General features: G+C 25.3%; 19 protein-coding genes and 1 other annotated feature. Of the genes, 17 read left to right on the top strand and 2 right to left on the bottom strand.

The genetic code is table 11. From position 1 onward, the window contains the following. Positions 1–14 precede the first annotated feature (14 nt). The gene (gene hslO / locus BGI42_RS09730) at positions 15–899 is read left to right on the top strand and encodes an Hsp33 family molecular chaperone HslO (RefSeq protein WP_069680118.1); all 885 of its coding nucleotides are present in this window, start codon (positions 15–17) and stop codon (positions 897–899) included. 338 nt (positions 900–1,237) lie between these two features. Here the strand turns inward: hslO and BGI42_RS09725 are convergent, their stop codons facing one another. After that, positions 1,238–1,942 carry a DUF6873 family GME fold protein gene (locus tag BGI42_RS09725; RefSeq protein WP_069680117.1) on the bottom strand — a complete coding sequence of 235 codons (705 nt, stop codon included), beginning with the start codon at positions 1,940–1,942 and terminating at the stop codon, positions 1,238–1,240. Positions 1,943–2,091: 149 nt separating this feature from the next. Here BGI42_RS09725 and ytxC point away from each other — a divergent pair, with 149 nt between their 5' ends. The 13 genes from ytxC (at position 2,092) to BGI42_RS09660 (ending at position 17,155) form a co-directional block, all read left to right on the top strand. After that, the gene (gene ytxC, locus BGI42_RS09720) at positions 2,092–3,000 is read left to right on the top strand and encodes a putative sporulation protein YtxC (RefSeq protein ID WP_069680116.1); all 909 of its coding nucleotides are present in this window, start codon (positions 2,092–2,094) and stop codon (positions 2,998–3,000) included. A 155-nt stretch (positions 3,001–3,155) separates the two neighbouring features. Next, positions 3,156–3,677, top strand: coding sequence for a translation initiation factor IF-3 (gene infC / locus BGI42_RS09715; RefSeq protein WP_069680115.1), 522 nt, complete (start codon positions 3,156–3,158; stop codon positions 3,675–3,677). A 21-nt stretch (positions 3,678–3,698) separates the two neighbouring features. Beyond that, positions 3,699–3,896: a 50S ribosomal protein L35 gene (gene rpmI / locus BGI42_RS09710; RefSeq protein ID WP_003373773.1), complete on the top strand. Its 198-nt coding sequence runs from the start codon at positions 3,699–3,701 to the stop codon at positions 3,894–3,896. A gap of 27 nt (positions 3,897–3,923) precedes the next feature. Then, a complete protein-coding gene (rplT, locus tag BGI42_RS09705; RefSeq protein WP_069680114.1) occupies positions 3,924–4,283 on the top strand; it encodes a 50S ribosomal protein L20 in 360 nt (119 codons plus the stop codon). Between the two features lie 147 nt (positions 4,284–4,430). Further along, complete coding sequence (locus BGI42_RS09700; protein WP_069680113.1) at positions 4,431–5,780, top strand: TrkH family potassium uptake protein; 1,350 nt, start codon at positions 4,431–4,433, stop codon at positions 5,778–5,780. A 13-nt stretch (positions 5,781–5,793) separates the two neighbouring features. Then, entirely contained in the window at positions 5,794–6,462 is a 669-nt protein-coding gene (locus BGI42_RS09695; protein ID WP_069680112.1) for a potassium channel family protein, read from the top strand. A 14-nt stretch (positions 6,463–6,476) separates the two neighbouring features. Continuing rightward, complete coding sequence (locus BGI42_RS09690) at positions 6,477–7,259, top strand: TrmH family RNA methyltransferase (protein ID WP_069680111.1); 783 nt, start codon at positions 6,477–6,479, stop codon at positions 7,257–7,259. A 56-nt stretch (positions 7,260–7,315) separates the two neighbouring features. Then, positions 7,316–7,550: a binding site (T-box leader), on the top strand. A 49-nt stretch (positions 7,551–7,599) separates the two neighbouring features. After that, positions 7,600–8,619, top strand: coding sequence for a phenylalanine--tRNA ligase subunit alpha (gene pheS / locus BGI42_RS09685; protein ID WP_069680110.1), 1,020 nt, complete (start codon positions 7,600–7,602; stop codon positions 8,617–8,619). A gap of 289 nt (positions 8,620–8,908) precedes the next feature. Next, positions 8,909–11,284: a phenylalanine--tRNA ligase subunit beta gene (gene pheT / locus BGI42_RS09680; RefSeq protein ID WP_069680109.1), complete on the top strand. Its 2,376-nt coding sequence runs from the start codon at positions 8,909–8,911 to the stop codon at positions 11,282–11,284. Positions 11,285–11,556: 272 nt separating this feature from the next. Then, positions 11,557–12,474, top strand: a complete 918-nt coding sequence (locus BGI42_RS09675; protein WP_069681067.1) for a S66 peptidase family protein — start codon at positions 11,557–11,559, stop codon at positions 12,472–12,474. 355 nt (positions 12,475–12,829) lie between these two features. Then, positions 12,830–13,717: a ComEC/Rec2 family competence protein gene (locus tag BGI42_RS09670; RefSeq protein ID WP_069680108.1), complete on the top strand. Its 888-nt coding sequence runs from the start codon at positions 12,830–12,832 to the stop codon at positions 13,715–13,717. 480 nt (positions 13,718–14,197) lie between these two features. After that, positions 14,198–15,874 (top strand): putative bifunctional diguanylate cyclase/phosphodiesterase, encoded by a 1,677-nt coding sequence (locus BGI42_RS09665; RefSeq protein WP_242984722.1) that lies wholly within the window; start codon positions 14,198–14,200, stop codon positions 15,872–15,874. Between the two features lie 51 nt (positions 15,875–15,925). Next, positions 15,926–17,155: a GGDEF domain-containing protein gene (locus tag BGI42_RS09660; RefSeq protein WP_084023870.1), complete on the top strand. Its 1,230-nt coding sequence runs from the start codon at positions 15,926–15,928 to the stop codon at positions 17,153–17,155. Between the two features lie 46 nt (positions 17,156–17,201). On the opposite strand, the gene BGI42_RS09655 is transcribed toward BGI42_RS09660, so the two are convergent. Beyond that, the gene (locus tag BGI42_RS09655; RefSeq protein WP_069680106.1) at positions 17,202–18,443 is read right to left on the bottom strand and encodes an MFS transporter; all 1,242 of its coding nucleotides are present in this window, start codon (positions 18,441–18,443) and stop codon (positions 17,202–17,204) included. Between the two features lie 293 nt (positions 18,444–18,736). Between BGI42_RS09655 and BGI42_RS16240 the strand changes: the two genes are divergently transcribed. The 3 genes from BGI42_RS16240 (at position 18,737) to BGI42_RS09645 (ending at position 23,437) form a co-directional block, all read left to right on the top strand. Further along, positions 18,737–18,883: a hypothetical protein gene (locus BGI42_RS16240; RefSeq protein WP_192875371.1), complete on the top strand. Its 147-nt coding sequence runs from the start codon at positions 18,737–18,739 to the stop codon at positions 18,881–18,883. Between the two features lie 442 nt (positions 18,884–19,325). Then, positions 19,326–20,942 carry a cell division protein ZapA gene (gene zapA / locus BGI42_RS09650; protein ID WP_069680105.1) on the top strand — a complete coding sequence of 539 codons (1,617 nt, stop codon included), beginning with the start codon at positions 19,326–19,328 and terminating at the stop codon, positions 20,940–20,942. 149 nt (positions 20,943–21,091) lie between these two features. Next, on the top strand, positions 21,092–23,437 hold the full coding sequence (locus BGI42_RS09645; RefSeq protein ID WP_069680104.1) for a U32 family peptidase: 2,346 nt from the start codon (positions 21,092–21,094) through the stop codon (positions 23,435–23,437). Positions 23,438–23,444 lie beyond the last annotated feature (7 nt).

Below are 23,444 nucleotides of genomic sequence, written 5' to 3'. Positions count from 1 at the left end.
AGGCGATATTTTGTATGAAAGATAAAATTGTAAGAGCAACAGCTAAAAACGGAATGGTTAGGATAATAGGGGGAATTACTACAAATCTAGTTAATGAAGGTAGTAAAATTCATGAATGTACTCCATTAGCTGCAGCAGCATTAGGAAGAATGCTTACAGCTGGAACTTTGATTGGAATTACATTAAAGAGTGAAAAAGAATCTGTTACATTAAAGATAGATGGTGGTGGAGAAGCAAAAGGTATTACAGTTACTGCACATAATGATGCAAGTGTTAAAGGATTTATAGGTAATCCTTATGTTAATAGAGAATTAAATGTAAAAGGAAAATTAGATGTTGGTGGAGCCATTGGGAAAGATGGTTTATTATATGTAATTAAAGATTTAGGGTTAAAAGAACCATATGTAGGTCAAGTTCCTATATATACAGGAGAAATTGCGGAGGATTTTGCTTACTATTTTACAGTATCTGAACAAACACCATCAGCAGTATCTTTAGGAGTGTTAGTTGATAAAGATTTATCTATAAAGGCAGCAGGTGGATTTATAGTTCAAATGATGCCGGATGCTGATGAATTATTAGCAGACTTAGTAACTTACAGGTTAGAAGAGATACCACCTATAACCACTTTAATATCTGAAGGAAAAACTATAGAAGAAGTATTAGAATTTATATTTGAAGGTATGGATTTAAATATATTAGATTCTATTGAACCATCATATAAATGCGATTGTTCAAGAGAAAAGGTAGAAAAAGCTTTAGCTTCCATAGGAAAGAAAGATTTACAAGAAATTTATGATGATGGAAAAAATGAAGAAATAATATGTAATTTCTGTAATACAAAATATATATTTACAACTGAAAATGTAGGCGAATTATTAAAATCTTCAACAAAATAATTATTTAGATAATATGTTAGATATTATAAGAATGTACTTTAGTTTTAAGCTAAAGTACATTTTTTTATTTAATATTATTTTAAAATTATAAATAATCAGTATAGTTAAGTATATGTAAATAAATAACAAGTCGAAGATTGGACAGATATTTTGTGAAATAAAATGTCCCGTGTTCTGCCAATAGTTGTGTTAATAGTATGTTTCAAGGAAGAAGTAGTTTACAAAATAAACTATTATACGAACTAGTTATTTATTTGAATGTACCTTAATAAAATAGGAACACAAAAAAAATAAAATCATATTATTAATAGTGGATATAATAAATTTGTAAGCCATATTTAAAGTACCAATAAACTACCTCTATCTATTAATTTACCTTTTCTTAAGTAAATAGGACAAACATCATACTTATATAAAAAATTATTCACTTCATTTCCCCATTCATAATGACTTAGTTCACCAAAGAAAGCTATTTTGCTATCAGAAATTAATCCACCAGTACCACCAATAAATCCATAATTTAAGTTTGGAAGAAGTATATCACCAGAAGGGAGCAAAAGAACATCAAAATCATAATTTATTAGTGTAGAATAAATACCAATATCACTTGTTATAAGAGCTTTATCTCTAATAGGTAGTATGGAACATTTAGTATATCCTTGATTAACATTAATTTTTATTTTATCTGATTGAGAAAGCATAAGGTTATTGTCACTATATTTTAAGTTATGAATAAAATAATTATCTAAAATTAAAGAATTTAAAATAATGTCTTTAGGATATGTATTAGACAAGGATGATTCAGAAACAATATATTTGATATTCTTATTATTTAATATATTTAAAAAATTAGAGGAGATATTTTTGTGTACAATAATCTTATTTTCAGAATTATTTTTCAATATATTTAGTTGAATATCAGGATGACCATTTATAGCCTCGTATACTTCATCAGATTTTGGAACTAAAATTGGCTCAAGATTAAGTTTGTATAAATTATTAATTTCTTCTTTTGTAGTTCTATAATCAATAAAACAATACATAGCAATACTCCTTTAATATAGTAATTTATAATAAAAAATTACTATAGAATTAAAAAAAAACAATAGATATTAAAATCTAAATTTAGCATTTTTATGAGTATAAGAGCTTTAAGTTTATTACATACTAATGTAAGAAGGGAGTGAAATCCATGCTTGTTTTAAAACTAGCTTATAATGATGAATTAGATTTTGTTAGTGAATTACAAGATCTAAGAGAATTGCTAAAGAAAAAAGGTATAATAATAGGATTGGTGGAAAGCATAGAAGATACTACTCATATTGTAAAGATTATTTGTGAAGAAGAGTATTATAATGAAAAGGTAAAAGATATTATTAACTTATATGTAAGTAATATTTTATATAAAATAGTTATTGATAATTATAGAAAAAAAGAAATGTTAGAATTTTTAACAGAAAATTATTTTTTCTTAAAGCAAGATGAAATATTAGAAATAGAAGATGCTGTTATTAAAGTTTTGCAATGTGAAAATGGATTAAAAGATGGCAACTCTATTTATTATTTAAATAAAATGAATGGAATTATAGAAGAAATAAAAGAATGTATAAAGGAAAAACAAGAAATTAATATAAATGGATTTATAACATTTAGAATGAAAAAACTTAGAGGTGATATAGAGAAAATAATACAAAAAGTAGTTGAAAACTATATCGTTGAAAAAGAATATAAGGAATTTGTAAAATTATTAAAATATTTTGTAGATATACAGGATTGCAAAATTGAGTTAATAGATATTTTAATAGAAGAAGATGGAAACTATACAGTAAAAGACAATAAGGGAACAGATTTATTAAAAATCTTTAAGGAAGAATTTTCAGAGTGCGGAAAGATGAGCGATGTGAGTACAGAAGATATATTAATTAGTGGATTAATTACCAACACTCCTAAAAAAATAATAGTTCATAATAAGAAAAATTCTACTAATGGAGAGTTTTTAGATACTATTAATAGTGTGTTTGGAGAGAGAGTCGAATACTGTGAAGGATGTATAAAATGTGAAAATAAAAAAATAATAATAAAAAGTATTGACACATTATGATATGCTTGATATAATTTAGTTCGTAAAGAAGAAACATAGCCGTTTCTCACCGTACAGTTTTAATTACTGGTATGGTTATATCTCTAGATTTTATTAAAAGTGATAGTGTAAGACGGCTTGTTGCCGTCTTTTATTATGTATAAAATTCCTCGGAGGTGAAAAGTATTAGTAAAGATTATTTTATTAATGAACAAATAAGACAAAGAGAAGTAAGAGCAATTGCAAATGATGGAGAACAACTAGGTGTAATTTCATCAAGAGAAGCTATGAGAATGGCTGAGGAACAAGAATTAGATTTAGTGATGATTTCACCAAATGCAAACCCTCCAGTGTGTAAAATAATGGACTTTGGTAAGTTCATATATGAACAATCTAAAAAAGAAAAAGAAGCTAAAAAGAAACAAAAAGTAGTAAGTATTAAAGAAGTAAGAGTAAGTCTTACAATAGAAGAACATGATATTGCTATAAAAGCAAAAAATGCTAGAAAATTCTTGTTAGCGGGAGACAAAGTTAAAATCACTGTTAGATTTAGAGGTAGAGAGATGGAATTAACTCATCTTGGTGCAAAGATTCTCGATAACTTCGCAAATAAATTACAAGATGTCTGTCAAATAGAAAAGCCAGCAAAAAGAGAAGGCAGAAATATGATAATGGTTTTAGGCCCTAAAAAGGGATAACTTGAGAGGAGGATTTTATTTATGCCAAAAATGAAAAGCCACAGAGGTGCAGCAAAAAGATTTAAGAAAACAGGTACAGGAAAGCTTAAAAGAGCAAAAGCATTTAAAAGCCACATATTAACAAAGAAGAGTCCTAAGACTAAGAGAAATCTTAGAAAAGGTGGATACGTATCAAAATCAGAAGAAAAAGTAATGAAAAAATTATTACCATATCTATAATTGAAGAGATTACAGGAGGTTTAAGGCATGGCAAGAGTAAAGAGAGCAAAAAACGCTCGTAAGAATCATAAAAAAGTTTTAAAACTTGCAAAAGGATATTACGGTGGAAAGAGTAAGTTATTTAAAACAGCTAATGAATCAGTAATAAGAGCATTAAGAAATGCTTATGTTGGAAGAAAGAATAAGAAGAGAGATTACAGAAGATTATGGATTGCTAGAATAAATGCAGCAACTAGAATGAATGGTCTTTCATATTCTAAATTCATGAACGGAATTAAATTAGCTGGAATAGATATAAACAGAAAAATGTTATCAGAAATCGCTATCAATGATGCAAAAGCATTTGCTGATTTAGTAGAAGTAGCTAAAAAACAATTAAACGCTTAATAAAATGCGACTTAGGTCGCATTTTATTTTATATATTGGAAAATATTATATTTTAGAGTTATTAAATATATTTAGTTTACATAAATCTTATATTAAATAGATAAAATAAAATTAAGCGATTTTAAATTAACCTTTTGAGGTGAGTATATGGCAAAAGTTTTAACAAAAAAATCAAGACTTAATGCAGTTCAGGTATTAGCTATAGGATTTGCTTTAGTTATTTTAGTAGGTGCACTTATATTAACACTGCCTATTTCTTCTGTGAGTGGTGAAAGTACAAATTTTATAGATGCTATCTTTACTTCAACATCAGCAGTATGTGTTACTGGTCTAGTTACGTTGGATACAGGTACTTATTGGAGCACTTTCGGTCAAGTTGTAATTATAATTTTAATAGAAATTGGTGGTATGGGTTTTATGTCTTTTACCACATTTATTGCAATACTACTTGGAAAGAAAATAACCTTAAGAGATAGATTATTAGTGCAAGAAGCTATGAATACTTTTAATATTGAAGGATTAGTTAGAATGGTTCAATATGTATTTGCATTAACATTTTCAGTTCAATTTTTTGGAGCATTATTACTATCAACTCAATTTATACCAAAGTTTGGATTCTTAAAGGGATTATTTTATAGTTTTTTCCATTCTATTTCAGCATTTTGTAATGCAGGGTTTGATTTGTTTGGAAATTTCACTAGTCTAACTGGATATTCTAGTAATATAGTAGTAATATTAAGTTTAAGTGCATTAATAATAATTGGTGGTTTAGGTTTCACCGTATGGCTTGAAGTCTATAATTATAATAAAAATTCTAAGAAATTTTCTATTAATTCTAAATTTGTATTATTAGTTACTATATCATTGATTATTTTTGGTTTTATATGCATATTTCTACTTGAATATAATAATATGAAAACAATAGGTGGAATGTCTTTAAAGGATAAAATCCTAAACTCATTTTTTGCATCAGTATCTCCAAGAACAGCAGGTTTTAATAGTATATCAACTGATGATATGACTATGTCTGGAAAATTAATTACTATTCTATTAATGTTTATAGGTGGATCATCAGGATCTACAGCAGGTGGTCTAAAAACTGCTACATTTGGTATTTTAGTTTTAACTGTTATTTCTATTTTAAAAGGAAGAGAAGATACTGAAGTTTTTGAAAAAAGATTCTCTAAAGATTTGGTATATAAAGCTTTTACTTTATTCTTTATAGGAATGATGATTGTCATTGTTGTGACAATGATTCTTACAATAGTAGAACCGAATCAATCATTTATAAATTTGCTTTATGAGGCAACCTCAGCTTTTGGTACAGTAGGGTTAACAACAGGTGTAACTCAACAATTATCATTTACGGGGAAAATTGTTATAATGATTACAATGTATTGTGGAAGAGTAGGCCCATTAACTGTAATTTTAGCATTGTTAAATAGAAAGAAAAAGAAGGGATATAGATATCCAGAAGGTAAGATATTGATAGGATAGGAGTGGTTTAGCTTTGGTAAATAAACAATTTGTAGTAATTGGATTAGGAAGATTTGGTGCTTCGGTAGCTAAAACTTTATATGATTTAGGAAATGATGTTTTAGTAATAGATAAAGATGAAGACATAATTCAAGACATTTCTGATAATGTAACTCATGCAGTACAAATGGATGCTAATGACGAAAATGCTTTAAGAACATTAGGAATTAGAAATTTTGACGTTGCAATTGTAACTATAGGCTCTAATATACAAGCTAGTATTATGGCAACTTTACTTGTTAAAGAGTTAGGTGTTAAATATATAATTGCAAAAGCTAATAATAAGATACATTCTAAAGTTTTATATAAAATTGGTGCTGACAGAGTAATTTTACCAGAACAAGATATGGGAGTTAGAGTTGCACATAACTTAGTTTCTTCTAGTATATTAGACTATATTGAGTTATCTTCAGATTATAGTATAATGGAAATTCAAGCATTAGATGAATGGAATGGAAAAAGTTTAAGAGAAATAAAATTAAGAAGTCAATATGGAATAAATGTTATGGCAATTAAAACAGGTGAAGATATAAATATATCACCATCAGCAGATCATATTGTAAATTCTAATGATATAATAGTAGCAATTGGTTCAGCAGAAGATTTAAGTAAACTTGAAGGTATGATAGTAAGATTAAATTAATTGAGGTGTAGACTTTGATTTTTATCGAAAGTAAAGAAAATACTGTATATAAAGAAGCTAAAAAACTTAAAGAACGAAAAAATAGAAATAAAATAAATAAATATGTAATTGAAGGCTTTAGACTTGTTGATGAGGCTATAAAAGCTAATTTAGATATAGATTATTTAATATTAACACAAGCTGGATATGAAAAGTTAAATAATTATATAGATATAAATAAAGTAGAGAATAAAAAAAAGTATTGTATAGTTGATAATTTATTTAAGGATTTAACATCAACAGAAAATCCACAGGGAATTATTGCTATAGTTAATATGGAAAATAAAAATTTAGATTTTCATGGAGATTTTTATTTGCTTTGTGATAAAGTACAGGATCCTGGAAATTTAGGAACTATAATAAGAACTGCTCATGCAGCAGGAGTAAATGGAATAATACTTTCAAAAGGAACAGTAGATATATACAATGAAAAAACAATAAGATCTACAATGGGATCACTTTTTTATATGCCAATATATTATGATGATGACAAATTTTCATTAATTAAATCATTGAAAAAAGATGGCTTTAAATTAGTGGTTACATCATTAGAAAGTAGTAAAGATTTTTTTAAAGAAGATTTAAAAGGAAAAACAATTCTTACAGTTGGTAATGAAGGAAATGGTGTTTCTAATGAGATATTAGACTTAGCTGATAGAAGGGTTAAAATACCAATGCCAGGTGGGGCAGAATCTCTAAATGTAGCTATAGCTACTTCAATTATAATTTTTGAAAAAGTAAGACAAAATTCTAATTAAATTTTTGGTATTGAATTTTAATTAGTTTATTTGTATAATTATAGGGAATTAAATAATTATAAACTGTGAATGAGAGAGTAGATATTAGAAAGTTTTAAGGGAGAATAAGTCATAGACTGTAAGCTTATTCAAATGGAATAATATTGAAGTTCACTCAGGAGTTCTAGCTGTGAAATTAAGTAGTAGCTAGCGGTAAATGCCGTTAAATTTTAAGTTGGATTCGTATGATGTATTTTTAGGTATTATTATACGTTTCAATTAGGGTGGTAACGCGGATAATTCGTCCCTTTTATAGGGACGATTTTTTTATTGTAAAAAAATATCTGAAAGGAGAAATAACATGAAAGAAAGACTTATAGAATTACAAGAACTTGCATTAAAGCAAATTGAAAATTCAATGAATAGTAATGAATTAGAAGAAATAAGAGTTAAGTTCTTAGGAAAAAAAGGAGAACTTACTACAATATTGAGAGGTATGGGATCAATAGCTCCTGAAGAAAGACCTTTAGTAGGAAAGTTAGTTAATGAAGCAAAGGCTAAAGTTGAAGAAAAGTTAGAAATAGCTATAAAGAAGATAAAAGATAAAGAAAAAGCTGAAAAACTTGCTGGTGAAACTATAGATATTTCACTTCCAGGTAAAAAGAAAGTTATAGGGAAGAGACATCCTTTAGAATTAACACTTCAAACTATGGAAGACATATTTATATCAATGGGATTTACAATAGAAGAAGGTCCAGAAGTTGAATATGATCATTATAACTTTGAGGCATTAAATATACCTAAAAATCATCCAGCTAGAAGTGAGCAAGATACATTATATATAAATGATAATATAGTTCTTAGAACTCAAACTTCACCAGTTCAAGTTAGAACTATGGAAAATCAAAAACCACCAATTAAGATGATTTCACCAGGTAAAGTTTATAGATCAGATTCAGTTGATGCTACACATTCACCTATATTTTATCAAATGGAAGGATTAGTTATAGATAAGGGAGTTACCTTTGCTGATTTAAAGGGAACTTTAGAATTATTTGCTAAAAAAATGTTTGGTGATAAAGTGCAAACTAAGTTTAGACCTCATCACTTCCCATTTACAGAACCATCAGCTGAAATGGATGCAACTTGTTTTGTATGCGGAGGAAAAGGTTGCAGAGTATGTAAAAATAGCGGATGGATAGAACTTTTAGGTTGTGGTATGGTTCATCCAAATGTACTTAGAAATTGTGGAATAGATCCAGAAGTATATAGTGGATTTGCTTTCGGATTTGGTGTTGATAGAATGGTAATGCTTAAGTATGGTATAGATGACATAAGATTATTATACGAAAGTGATATGAGATTTTTAAATCAATTCTAAATATAATTTATAGTTAATAGATTATTATGAAATTATCATAAGTTTTATAAATATATTTATTAATAATATAAAAATATAAATTCTAAAGAATTTTAGAATATAAGAAGTTAAGAATTTACTTGTAGAATGTGATTTTAAGAGAATATGTAAGTTTCTTTATATATATTTTATAAGTATGTTCAAAGAGACAAATATAAAATACCCTTATGAGGAAAGTTTAACTAACAAAATATAAAATCTAAAGTTTTAATTTTATATTCTTAATTAAGGGAAATAAGGAGGAAAAAATATGAAAGTACCATTTAGTTGGCTACAAGATTATGTTGATATAAATGTTAGTCCTAAAGAATTAGGGGATAAATTAACTTTAACTGGATCACAATTAGAAGAATTAATAATTCAAGGTGATGTTATAAATAAAGTTGTTACAGGAAAAATTACTAAAATAGAAAAACATCCAGATGCAGATAAATTAAGTATTTGTCAAGTTGATATTGGAACTGAAACTATTCAAATAGTTACGGCAGCAACAAATATGAAAGAACAAGATGTAGTTCCAGTAGCTTTACATGGTTCAACATTAGCAGATGGAAGTAAGATAAAAAAAGGTAAGCTTAGAGGAGTTCCGTCAAATGGTATGTTCTGCTCAGAAGAAGAATTAGGTATAGCAGGTGATGAACCAGTTCATGGTTTAATGATATTACCTACTGATACTAAACTTGGAGTGGAACTTAAAGAATTATTAAAATTAAATAAAGCTATATTAGATTTTGAGATAACATCAAATAGACCTGATTGTTTAAGTATAGTTGGTATGGCTAGAGAAACTGCCGCAGCATTAAAAACAACTTATAAAATGCCTAATTTAGAATATGAAGTAGGTTGCAAAGAAGATGTTAATAATGAATTAAAAGTTGAAGTTAAAGATGAATTATGCTTAAGATATATGGCAAGAAAAATTAAAAATGTAAAAGTAAAACCATCACCAAGTTGGATGCAAGAAAGACTTCTTGAAGCAGGAATAAGACCTATAGATAATATAGTTGATATTACGAATTTCGTTATGCTTGAATTAGGTCAACCAATGCATGCATATGATGCTAGAGAAATTTCTACTAATAAAATAGTAGTTGAAAGAGCAAGCAAAGGAGAAAAATTTACTACTTTAGATGAAGTAGAAAGAGAATTAGATGATTCAATGCTTTGTATAAAAGACGACAATAAGATTGTTGGATTAGCAGGAATAATGGGTGGATTAAATTCAGAAATAAAAGAAGATACAACAGAAGTTATTTTTGAATGTGCAAACTTTGATGGTACAAATATAAGAGTTAATTCTAAGAAGTTAAATTTAAGAAGTGAAGCTTCTGGAAGATTTGAAAAAGATATAGATCCTAATTTAGCTAAGCTTGCCTTAGATAGAGCGTGTGCTTTGATTTGTGAATTAGGAGCAGGAGAAGTTATAGAAGGCACTATAGATATTTATAATAAGAAAAAAGAAGAAAGTAAAGTAATTGTTGATTCTAGTTGGGTTAATAAATTTTTAGGAACAAATCTTTCTAAAGAAGAAATGAAAGAATGTTTAGATAGTGTTGATTTATTTACAGAAATAGAGGGGGATAGTTTAGTTGTAACAGCCCCTACATTCAGAATTGATATTGCTATTAGAGAAGATGTTGCAGAAGAAATAGCTAGAATTTATGGATATGATGTTATACCTGCAACAATTTTCAGTGTTTCTACATCAAGAGAGCCTAAATATAGAAAAAGATTATTAGATGACAAAGTGGTAATGCTTGCTACAGGTAGTGGATTAAATCAATCTATAAGCTATTCATTTGTATCTCCAAAAGTATTTGATAAAATCAATGTACCAGAAGATAGTGAGCTTAGAAATGTAGTGAAAATTAAGAACCCTTTAGGTGAAGACTACAGTGTTATGAGAACTACAACTATACCTTCAATGATGGAATGTTTAGGAAGAAATTATTCAAGAAATAATGATTATGTTAGACTATTTGAAATGGCTAAAGTATATATTAAAAATGAAGATGAAACTAAGATTCCAACTGAAAGAAATATATTAACAATTGGTATGTATGGTGATTGTGATTATTTAGACCTTAAAGGTGCTGTTGAAAACATAGTTGAAGGTTTAGGAATAAAGAATTCTAAGTATGAAAGAGAAAGTGAAAATGTAAGTTATCATCCAGGTAAAACTGCAAAACTTGTTATTGGAAAAAATGTAGCAGGTACTTTAGGTGAAGTTCATTTAGATGTAACTGAAAATTATGGTATTGATGTACCTTGTTTTATTGCAGAACTTAACTTAGATGTATTATATGAAAGTGCCGATATGGATAGAAAATACAAGGCATTACCTAAATTTCCAGCTGTTACAAGGGATATTGCATTGCTTGTAGATGATAGCATATTAGTTCAAGAAATTGAAGATTGCATAAGAAAAGCTGGCGGAAATTTAGTAGAAAAAGTAGAACTATTTGATATATATAAAGGAAAGCAAATTCCAGATGGTAAGAAAAGTATAGCTTATGCTATTGCATATAGAGCTGATAAAACATTAACTGATAAGGAAGTTAATAAAGTACATGATAAAATATTAAGAGCTTTAGAATATAAATTAGGTGCTACTTTGAGAGACTAATTATATTTAAAATATAGAGGATTAGATCTTAAATTTATAAGATTTAATCCTCTTTTTATGTATATAAATATTAAAGCTTGAAGGCTAATAAAATCTAAGTTAAATTAAATATTAGTTTAGATAGAAGAGTAAAAAGTGGAGAATTAAGAAGAAAATTAATATAGAATTTTTATAAAATATAATAAAGAAAGAAAAATATAAAAACTTTAATGATAAATAAGCTTAATTTAAAATATATTGATATTAAAGTAATTATAGAGGATGGAAATGCATTGAGAAGACCTAAACCATTAAAAAAAGGAGATAAAATAGCATTGTTAGGATTATCTAGTCCAACGACAGAAGAGAGATTGGATTTGTCAATCAAAGTTATGACAGATTTAGGATTTGAAGTTATAGTTGGTGAAAGTTGTAGATCTCATTATGGATATTTATCAGGAGAAGATAAAATAAGAGCTAATGACTTAAATAAAATGTTTTTTGATAAATCTATATCTGGAATTTTTGCTATAAGAGGAGGATATGGAGCAACAAGAATATTAGATAAGTTAGATTATAATGTTATAAAGAAAAATCCTAAAGTATTTGCAGGATATAGTGATGTAACAGCAATACACAATGTAATAAATTGTAGATGTGATTTAATTACATTTCATGCTCCAATGCCTGCTACTGAAATTTACAAAGGTTTAGATGAATATAGTGAATATTATTTCGAAAAAAGTATTTTTAAATCAAAACCTTTAGGGAAAATAATTAACATAAAGGGAATGGAAATGAAATCACTAGTTAATGGAAAGGCAGAAGGACAATTAGTTGGAGGAAATCTTTCTGTGATTTGTTCAACTTTAGGAACACCCTATGAAATAGACACAAAGGGAAAAATATTATTTTTAGAAGAAATTGATGAGTATCCATATAAAATTGATAGAATGATAATGCAATTAAAACAATGCAATAAATTTAAAGATGCTAATGGGATAATTTTAGGGAAGTGGACAGATTGTTTACCACCTAAGGGAAGAGACAGTTTATCATTAATGCAAATATTTGATGAATTAATAGGAGAAGAAGAGAAGCCAATTATATATAATTTTTGTTGTGGACATTGCTTACCTACAATGACTCTTCCGTTAGGAGCTAAAGTAAAAATTAATGCCACTAATAGAGAAATAAATATACTTGAATAAACTTAGCTAGGGATTAATACCTTTTGTTTTTATTAGAATAACTAGAAAATATACATTTATTATTTAAAATAAGGCTATGCTTTATAAGAAATTGTTTATATATGTATAAATAAAGCTTAATTTATAATATAACTTTATTTATTATATAAACAAATATTTAAAACATAGCCTAAAATAAGAGTTTTTATTTTATACTTTATAAGTTTATGCAATAAATTGACGAACGTATGTTTTAAGTTGTATACTATATTTTAGTAAAGTTTTTATATAAGCATATTTAAAACATATATTTATTTAAAAATAGTTTAACAATAAGATAAAAAGAATTTTGAATTCTTAAGATGGAGGGAATAATTTGGGTAATAATAATGGACAATTTAAAATAACTAAATTTATAACAATAGTACTTTTTGTTATTATAGGACTAATGAAGTTTATTTTTGGAAATGACTTTAGTTTTAATAATACAAAAAAAGTAAGTGGAAATTTACAAGTTTATTATTTGGATGTTGGACAAGGTGATGCTGAATATATAAGAATTAATGATTTTGATATATTGATAGATGCTGGTCCGAAAAGTGAATCAGATCATTTATTAAAACAACTTGAAGATAAAAATATAGATGATTTTGAAATGGTAATAGCTACTCATCCACATGAAGATCATATAGGGGGAATGAGTAAAGTATTCGAGAAATACAAGGTAGAAAATTTTTATATGCCTAAAGTTACACATACAACAAAGACATTTCAAAATATGTTAAAATCAGTTTCAAAACAAGGTTTAAAAGTTCAAACCTTAAAAGAAGGTATGCAATTTAATTTGGGTGATGGTGCAAAATTTGATGTATATTCTCCTATCAAAGATTCATATGATGATTTTAATAATTATTCACCAATAATGAAATTAACTTACGGGGAGACAAAATTAATGTTTACTGGGGATGCAGAAACTTTAGCAGAGAAAGAAGCTTTATCAAGACATTTAAAAGATCTTAAATCAGATGTATTAAAATTTGGACATCATGGGTCAAGTACTTCTTCAAGTAATGAATTTTTAAAAGCTGTATCACCTAAATATGGAATAATAAGCTGTGGTAAGGATAATAGTTATGGACATCCACATAAAGAAACTATGAATAAGATTTCTAAAAATCAAATAAAAGCTTATAGAACAGATTTACAAGGTGAAATAACTTTAACATCTGATGGAAAAAATATATCAATAAAAACTGAAAAATAATCAATTTAAGCATATGAAAATAAATAACAAATCAAAGATATGACGGATATTTTGTGAAATAAAATGATTTGGGTTCTACTATTAGTAGGTTTAAAGGAAGAAGTAGTTCACAAAATAAACTAGCATACTGACTAGTTATTGATTTGAATGCGCCTTAATAAAAAATGTTAATAAATAGTTATTAAGTGAAAAACAGAATTTATAATGAACTTATAAAATAGTTCAATTAAATTCTGTTTTTTTTATTAATTTGTTTATTTATATAAAAGTTTCATTTATATATACGAATATATAAGTATAAAATGGTTAATTATGAATTTGAATAGTGCTATTAACAGAAATAGATATTTTTTGACACATTTATATAAAAATATTCCATTATATGATATAATATCTTTAAAAGTATGTTTTTTCTATTAGAAATATAATTAAACTTAAATATTTTAGAAAGAAGTGATGCGGATGGAGTACAATTCTAAAATGATAAATTTTGATCAAGCTTCTACAATATGCGATTTGCTTGATAATAATACTGAAGATTATTTTTTTGTTTGGGATATTATAAATGATATATTTAAAATATCTCCATCTATTTTAAAAGAATTTGATTTAGAAGGAACAACAACTAATAATTTAAAAAAGTATTGGGATAAATTTATATATGATGAAGATAAAGAAGTGTTTTTTTATAGCATGAATAAAATAAAATTAGGAACTTCTGATATGAATTTTTTTGAATGTCGTCTTTTAAATAAAAAAAATGAAATAATTTGGGTTTCTTTTCGTGGAAGTTCATTAAAAGATAAAAATGGACATTCTCAAATTATATTTGGATATATAACTAATATAGGAAAAAATACAAAGATAGATTTTATAACGGGATTATTAAACAGGAGCAAACTTCAAGAAGATATGATAAATTTTTTTAATAAGAGGTTTGACTTTATTAGCTCTATAATGGTTATTGGAATTGATGATTTTAAAAATATAAATGAGAAATATGGGTATTTATTTGGGGATAAAGTTATTAGAAGTGTAGGTGAAAAAATAGCTTCTATTATTCCTAAAAATGCAAATGTATACAAGATAGATGGGGATAAATTTGCCGTTTTTTATAAAGATACAAATAAGCAAAAGATAAAATCACTATTTAAGAGCATTAAAGAATATATGAATGCATTTCATGAAATCGATAATAATTATTATTTTTGTACTGTATCATGTGGTGTTGCATTATATCCTAATGATGCTGTTAAAAGTATGGAACTATTTGAAAGGGCCAATAGTGCAATGGAATTTGCTAAAATAAAGGGAAAAAATAAATTGGAGTTCTTTTCAAAGAAATTATATAGTAGAAAAATACGATTATTAACACTTCAAGAACAATTAAGGGAAAGCATAAGAAATAATTTTCAGGGATTTCAATTATATTATCAACCACAAGTTAAAGCATCTAACTACGAATTAAAAGGGGCTGAAGCTTTACTTAGATGGAATTCACCTGAATTTGGGCAAATATCTCCTTTGGAATTTATTCCGTTTTTAGAAGAAAGCGGGTTAATTATACAGGTTGGAAAATGGGTTATTAGAGAAGCATTAAAAATGTGTAGATATTGGCAAAGTATAGTTGAAGACTTCAAGATAAGTATAAATGTATCTTATATTCAATTAAAAGAAGAAGATTTTAAAATATATTTAGATAAATGTATAAATGAATTTCAAATAAAAAAGAATTCTATTATTTTGGAGCTAACAGAAAGTTGTTGGGCATCGGATTTTAAATTTTTAATTAAAAAGTTTGATGATTTTGAACGATATGGAATAAATATGGCTATAGATGATTTTGGAACGGGGTATTCATCTTTAAATTATCTTAGAAATTTGCCGGTAGATATTGTAAAAATAGATAGATCTTTTGTAAGGCAACTTACTGAAAAAAGTTATAATTTCACATTTATAGAGTATGTAGTAAAGCTTATGCATAGTATAAATATTAGAGTATGTATTGAAGGTGTTGAGACATCAGAAGAATTTGAAATTATAAATAAAGTAAATCCAGATTATATTCAAGGATATTTGTTTGGAAAACCTGAGAGTACTAAGGTGTTCTATGAAAAATTTATAAATACCAAAGAACAATTATTGGTAAAAATTTAAAATATATTTTAAAATTCACTAATTTGTATTATTAAAAGGTAGGGAATAAATATGAATACAAATTTAGTTATAATGTTAAAGGTAATATCATTTATAATGATATTTATATATAATTTACAAATGTTTTTTTATTCAGATACTATTATTGATAGAAGATTTAAAGGAAAAGTTCCATATATAATTGTATCTATAATAAATATAAAATTAATTTATTTAGTATTGTATTTAAGAATTTTTGTAGCATTCATGTATTTAATATTTATAGTTATTCTATTTATTGAATTTATAATATTATATGATTCAGAAGTAATGGCAATAGTATTTGGAGTTAAAAATTTTATTTTACATATTACTTTAGTAAGAATGTTAGTATTAAGTATATTTTCTATAATATTTGATAGTAGTATTTATAACATACTAGATAATAAAATTTTATATACTATGTCTATAATAATATCTACAATTTTATTAAGCATATTTTTAGTTATTTTTAATTCTATAGTTAAATCAAAAAATATAAAATTAATAATTAAAAATAAGGAACAATTAAAATATTTAGATATATTTTTAATTATAATGAATTTATATATAGTAATTACTAGTATATTATATAATAAAAATTTTGTTAATAATTTAGTATCTATATTGATTTTATCAACATCAATAATGATATTTTTAGCTTTATATAACCTTTTAAATAGAACTCTAAAAATAGTTGTTATGGGTGAATATAAAAGAAAATCAATAAATTTAGAATATGAACTTATTAAAAATAAAGCGAATCAAAGACAATTAGAATCAATAGCGTTTGTTGATGAATTAACAGGAATTTATAATAGACGATTTGCAATGCTTAGTTTAGAATATTTATTAGAAAATAATTTTGAATTTTCTATCTGTTTTATAGATATAGATAGACTTAAATATGTAAATGATATATTAGGTCACAATGAGGGTGATGAATACATAAAAACAATTTCTGATATTATTTCTATAGAATTTTATGGTGATGATAGAGTGTGTAGAATTGGTGGGGATGAATTTTTAATATTACTTCCTAACTGCGATGAGAAATCAGCACTTAAAAGAGCAAAGGATTTGTTTGAAAGAGTAGTTTATCAATCAAAAAATATAAAAAAAGAATATGTTATGTCTATAAGTTATGGAGTAACTCATGTAAACAAAAATGAGAATGTAACACCATCGCATATTATAGATTTAGCAGATAAGAGAATGTATAAATTTAAAAAAAATAATAAAAAATCCAGAGAAAATTATTAGTTTAAATTAAAAGCATTATGATATGGATTAGCTATATCATAATGCTTTAATTATATATGGATGTGTTAATATAGTTAAGAAAATACATTAATAATCCACCAATACCAACAATTAAGCTAACTATTAAAAAAGCTTCTCGTATTCCAGTAGCAGATATTATTTTACTCATTAGAATAGGGCCTATACCATTACCCATACCATATATTAATGGTAAAAAAGAATTAATTCGTCCCCTATGAGATGCTGGACTAAGATTAGCTATAAAAGTTTGTGAATTAATAGAAATAGCTATTTCACCAATAGTCATTATAATGATCACTATAATAAATAATAAAAATTTAGAAATAAAACTGCATAAACCGAAAGATATTGAATATAATATGCCACCCATTGAAATAATTGAAAGAATTTTATACTTTTTAGTTAAACTTGCTATTAATGGAGTGAATAAAACTACAACTATACCATTACAGCTACCTAAAAAACCAAAATATTTAGCACCATTAGAACTAAAAAGTTCATTTAATTGTATTGGAATTGCAAAACTCCATTGTGAATAAGCAAATTGAAATATTAATAGTAAAAATGAATAATAAATTAAAATAGGTCTTTTTAGAAATATTCTAAACACAGAACAATTTTCAAATTTTTCCAATGGATTTAAATTTTCTTGTATTGAATTGTATAAAATTTTTGGTTTAATATCTTTTACAAAATATGTTATCAATAAAAGATAAACTATTGTAGTAATTCCATCTCCTATAAAGATTAAGTTTAAATAATTATTAAATAAAAATCCTCCAAGCAATGGACCTATTGAAAATCCTAAGTTTAATCCTATGTATATTAAAGAAAAGGAAGCACGCCTATTTTTTGCATTTGTAAGATCAGAGACTAAGGCATCATATGCAGGAGAAGATACAGAGGAAAAACAACATGCTATTAATATAAAATTAGTTAATATATTGGATAATGGCAAAAAACCACAAATAATAAAAGTACAAGCAGATAAGCCTTGAAATATTAGAATTATTTTTTTTCTACCTATAGTATCTACTAATTTGCCACCTATTAATATACATGGAGCTTGTAACACGGCTAAAAATGTTACGAATTCACCAGCTTGAGATATTGTTAATCCAATTTTTTTAATCAGTATTAATGATAATAAAGGATGTATAAATGAACCTATACAATTTATTATCTTGCCTAAAAATAAAATATAAATTTCTTTTGGAAGTCCGGAATATATAGAAAGCATTTTTTTATAATTATTTTTTTTATTCATTATTTAACCTCATTTAACTGTATATTACTTGGAATAAATTTAAGTTTTTAGCATTAATATTTATTGAAAGTTTTTAAATAATTATAATTTTTGTAATTTACTTTAATTTTTTTAAAACTCTATTATAAATATAATCATTAAATTATACAATAATATGGTTTAATATTCAAATTATTATAAAAAAATCCATAATAATAAATACATTTAATAAACAATATAAATATTTATTAATAATATCTACAATTTTGCACAAACTTTTAATGTATAAATTTATTTATGAAAGGAGAAAAAACATGGAAATATTAGGAAAAGACATAAAAGATAAAGCAAGAAAAGTTACAAGTGAAATAAAAGAAACTGCAAGAGATATAAAAGGAAAAACAAAAGAAAGTGGAGATATAATTAAAGAACATGCTAATAATTTAAAAAATAAATTATAGAATTTTAAATTGAAATTTTTATGAGAACCAAGGTATAAAATTTTTAGATTTGTATCTTGGTTCTTATAATTTTATATTAACAATTAATTATCTATTTTGTCTGTTAAATTTAATAAGAGATATGAAAATAAATAATACAAAGATGTGATAGATATTTTGTGAAATACAATGACTTGGAATATACTAATAGTTGTACTATTAGTATATTCCAAGAAAGAAGTAATGCACAAAAAAATAGTTATTTATTTGAATGTGACTAACCATTATTCGACTATAAAAAATATTAAGTTTTCACATTAGATATAAAAAGACTTTTAATATTAGAAAAAGTAAGAAAAAAGTAAATATTTTTATACTATAAGTATAGGTTAATACAATTGTGTTATGTGCCAATATAGAATATAATTAAATAATGAGAAAGAAATTTTAAGAGGTGTAATTTATGATTAAGGTAACAGTTAATATAAATGGTATGGATTACAACTTAAAAGGTGATAAAAGTGAACAATATTTAGTTGATTTAGCTGACTTTGTTGATAGTAAAGTAAAAGAGATAATGAGTAAAAATTCTAGATTAAGTACTAGTGCAGCAACGGTATTAGCAGCAGTAAATATAGCAGATGAACTTTATGAATGTGATTTTAATTTAAGAAATGCCATTAATAAAAAGAAAAGCACAGAAAGTGAAAAGAATGAATTAATACAAAAAGTAGACAAGTTAAATGAAGATTTAAAAACAACATTGGTTGAAAAAACAAAACTTCAAGAACAATTAGTAAATACAGAGCAGTCTTTAAAGGAAAAATATTCGGAATTAGAACAAGCATTTAATACATTAAAAGAAGAAGCAACTGCTTTACAAAAAGAAAAACAATCGTTATTAGAAGAGAATAAGAATTTTAAAGATGAATTAAAAGAATCTAATAATTTAAATGAAGTATTAAATAAAGAAGTGGAAGATATTAAAGAAAAAAATAAAGTACTATACAAAAAAGTAGATGAATTTGAAGTTAAAGAACTTGAATTAAAAGATAAATTACAGGTTTCAAATGATACTGTTAAAGAATTAGAAAATAAGACAACTTCTTTGGAAAATAATTTTGATGACTTAAATAATGAATTTAATAAATTGAGTAAATTAAATTCAGAAAATTCATTAGAACTTGAAAGAGTAGTAAAAGATAAATCTTCTCTAGAAGAAGAAAATTCTGTTTTAATTAAAAATACTAAATCTTTAGAAGAAAAGTGTTTGAAATTACAGAGTGAAATAGAACAATTGACAAGTTTAGTTTCTAATGAAAAAAATAATAAAAAATTAATTCAAGAAGAGTATATAAAATGTAAAGAAGAACTTAAAGATATAAGGGACATTTATTATGAAGCAGATAAAGAGGTTATAGGATTTAAAGAAACCATAGAAAGAATCAATGAGGAAAAAGAAAAATTAAATTCTAGATTAGATTTAGAGATAAAAAATAGAAATGAATTAGAAAACAACGTTAAAAAGTTAAATGATGATATTAACTTAGTAAGTACTGAAAAGAATAAGTTTGAACAAGAAAATGAAAAATTAAATAAAGAACTTGAAATATTAAGAGAAAAAAATTCTAAGTTACTTATTGATGAAGATAATAGCAAGGAAACTATTAATATAAAACATAAAGAAATAGAGGAATTAAAAGATAACTTAAACAACAAAGAAAAGTCTTTAATTGATATTAAGGAAGTATTAGACAGTAAAGAAAACTCATTAGAAAATTTAAAACTTACATTAGATGAAAAAGAAAAATTATTAGAAGATTTAAGAGAGAATTTACTTAATAAAGATGCTTCTGTAGTTGAATTAGAAAATAAAATTAAAGAATTAAATGATCATAAGAGTAAGCTTATGGAAAGAAGTAAAACAGTCAATAATAATCTTAGAACATCTAAGTATAAAGTTATGGAATTAACGGATAAACTATTAAATGCAGAAATAGAATTAGCAGCGTTAAAGAATAAACAATTTTTAAATAGTAAGACTAAAAAGGTTATAGCACCACTTTCACATAAAAAGTAGGATAATATAATAAAATTATTATAATTTTAAAAACTGCTATTTTTAAATAGCAGTTTTTAAAGGTTTGTAAATCTATAAAAATAATATGTATATTAAAATATTAATGTTTGTTTAAAATGAGTTTAAGTATAAACATCAGGAGGAAGTTAATGAAAAGAATAGAACTGTTGGCGCCAGCAGGTAGTATGGAAAGTTTAATAGCAGCTATAAATAGAGGAGCTGATGCCATTTATCTAGGGGGAAATAAGTTTTCAGCAAGAGCATATGCATCTAACTTTGATAATGAAATGATGATGAAAGCAGTAGATTATGCACATAGCTATGGAGTTAAGGTATATGTAACAATAAATACCTTATTAAAAGAAAGTGAAATAAAAGAAGCTTTAAAATATGCAGGGTATCTTTATGATATAGGAGTAGATGCTTTAATTATACAAGATACAGGATTAATTAATTTAATACAAAAAACATATAAAGATTTTGAATTACATGCATCAACTCAAATGACAGTACATAATGGTGAAGGAGCTATATATTTTACTGAAAAAGGTTTATCAAGAATAGTTTTATCAAGAGAACTTTCTCTAAAGGAAATTAAGCATATATCAAAAGATTTAGGAATAGAAACAGAAATATTTGTACATGGAGCACTTTGTGTATGTTATTCAGGCCAATGTTTAATGAGTTCTATGATAGGTGGCAGAAGTGGAAATAGAGGCAGATGTGCTCAACCATGTAGAATGGAGTATACTTTAAAAGGTGAAAAGACTTCTTCTAAAAAAGCATATTTACTTAGTCCAAAGGATATGTGTTTGATTGATGATGTGGAAGAAATAATAAAAAGTGGAACATCATCTTTAAAGGTAGAAGGTAGAATGAAACGACCAGAATATGTAGCTGGAGTTGTAGATACATATAGAAGAGCAATTGATAAGGTAATTTATAAGCAAAAATTTGATTTAAAAAAAGGAAGAGATAAATTAACACAATTGTTTAATAGAGAGGGTTTTTCAAAAGCATATCTTTATAGAAATATAGGAAGAGATATGATGAGTTATAATTTTCCTAAAAATACTGGAATTCTTATAGGTAAAGCTATTGATAAAAATGAAGTTTTATTAGATGGAAATATAAGTATTGGTGATGGGATAAGATATAAAGATGACGGATTTGTATTAGGAAAAATAATACGAAAAGGTAAAGAAGTGAAAGAAGCTTTTAAAGGTGATAAAGTTAAGTTAGTACCTAGTGGTTATAAAAAAGGTGATTTAATATATAGAATGTCTGATAAAAAGATGTATGATGAATTAAAAGACTATGTTAAGCCATATAAAAGAAAGATATTACTTCAAGGAGAATTAGAATTTAAAGTTGGTTTACCTTTAAAGCTTAAAACCAAATTTAATAACAAAGAATATGAAGTTTTAGGAGATATAGTAGAGGTAGCTCAAAAATCACCACTAGACATGAGTAGAGTAGAAGAATGTTTAATGAAGTCTGGAGAAATTCCATATAAATTTAAAAAAATATTATTTAATACTTTTGAAGATGGATTTATAAGAATATCTTCCTTAAATAATTTAAGAAGAGAATTATTTGAAAAAATATCAAAGGAAGAGACATCTTCATATAGAAGAAAAAGATTTAAATGTGATATTTCAGAAAAGAAATTAAAAATAGGAGAAGATTTGGGATATGTTTATAGTTGTATAAACAAAGATCAATTAAAAGCATTATTAGAAGATAATACTGTTAAAAATATTGCATTAGATATATCATATACTAAGCATAAAGGTGCATTAAATATAGAGGATTTTAAAAATATAAAAAATAAAAACCTATTTTTTATGACTCCTAATATAATAAAAGAAGAGTTTGAAAATATAGTAAAACAAATTGATGAAGTTCTTCCATATATAAAGGGTTTAATAACTTCTAACGTAGGAATAATTAGTTTATATAAAGATAAATTATTTATAATAGGAGATTATAAATTAAATTTATTTAATAAAGAAGCTTTAAATTTTTATAGGGAAGATATAGATATTCCAACATTAAGCTTAGAATTAAATAGAAAAGAAATTAAAGAAATTATGAAAACAGTTGATTATAATGTTGCAATTGGAGTTTATGGAAAAACTGAATTGATGGTTAGTGAATATTGTCCAATAGGAAGTACCTTTGGAAATAAATCTAATTCTAAAGAGTGTAATGGTGCTTGTATGAGAGATGAGTTTACACTAATAGATAGAAAAAAAGAAGAGTTTAAAGTATTAGGTGATAATAGATGTAGAAGCCATATATTAAATTCACTTGCTTTAAATTTAGTAGAAGAAATTAAAGAGTTAAAAACATTTAATATATCTACGTTTAGAGTTGATTTTAAAGATGAAAAGTATAGTGAGGTAAAAACAATTTTATCAGAAATTAAAAAGCTTAAAAAGAGCGAAAATAGAGTCTATACTAAAGGTCATTATAAACGAGGTGTAGAATAGAGGGGAA

Origin of the sequence: Clostridium taeniosporum (assembly GCF_001735765.2) — a bacterium.
Lineage (GTDB): Bacteria > Bacillota > Clostridia > Clostridiales > Clostridiaceae > Clostridium > Clostridium taeniosporum.
This window is presented reverse-complemented; position numbering and strand designations above follow the sequence as displayed.

What these genes read in the sequence shown, in the direction of transcription:
- hslO (WP_069680118.1), top strand. Translation starts at nt 15, where the DNA reads ATGAAAGATAAAATTGTAAGAGCAACAGCTAAAAACGGAATGGTTAGG.
- BGI42_RS09725 (WP_069680117.1), bottom strand. Translation starts at nt 1,942, where the DNA reads ATGTATTGTTTTATTGATTATAGAACTACAAAAGAAGAAATTAATAAT.
- ytxC (WP_069680116.1), top strand. Translation starts at nt 2,092, where the DNA reads ATGCTTGTTTTAAAACTAGCTTATAATGATGAATTAGATTTTGTTAGT.
- rpmI (WP_003373773.1), top strand. Translation starts at nt 3,699, where the DNA reads ATGCCAAAAATGAAAAGCCACAGAGGTGCAGCAAAAAGATTTAAGAAA.
- rplT (WP_069680114.1), top strand. Translation starts at nt 3,924, where the DNA reads ATGGCAAGAGTAAAGAGAGCAAAAAACGCTCGTAAGAATCATAAAAAA.
- BGI42_RS09700 (WP_069680113.1), top strand. Translation starts at nt 4,431, where the DNA reads ATGGCAAAAGTTTTAACAAAAAAATCAAGACTTAATGCAGTTCAGGTA.
- pheS (WP_069680110.1), top strand. Translation starts at nt 7,600, where the DNA reads ATGAAAGAAAGACTTATAGAATTACAAGAACTTGCATTAAAGCAAATT.
- pheT (WP_069680109.1), top strand. Translation starts at nt 8,909, where the DNA reads ATGAAAGTACCATTTAGTTGGCTACAAGATTATGTTGATATAAATGTT.
- BGI42_RS09665 (WP_242984722.1), top strand. Translation starts at nt 14,198, where the DNA reads ATGATAAATTTTGATCAAGCTTCTACAATATGCGATTTGCTTGATAAT.
- BGI42_RS09660 (WP_084023870.1), top strand. Translation starts at nt 15,926, where the DNA reads ATGAATACAAATTTAGTTATAATGTTAAAGGTAATATCATTTATAATG.
- BGI42_RS09655 (WP_069680106.1), bottom strand. Translation starts at nt 18,443, where the DNA reads ATGAATAAAAAAAATAATTATAAAAAAATGCTTTCTATATATTCCGGA.
- BGI42_RS16240 (WP_192875371.1), top strand. Translation starts at nt 18,737, where the DNA reads ATGGAAATATTAGGAAAAGACATAAAAGATAAAGCAAGAAAAGTTACA.
- zapA (WP_069680105.1), top strand. Translation starts at nt 19,326, where the DNA reads ATGATTAAGGTAACAGTTAATATAAATGGTATGGATTACAACTTAAAA.
- BGI42_RS09645 (WP_069680104.1), top strand. Translation starts at nt 21,092, where the DNA reads ATGAAAAGAATAGAACTGTTGGCGCCAGCAGGTAGTATGGAAAGTTTA.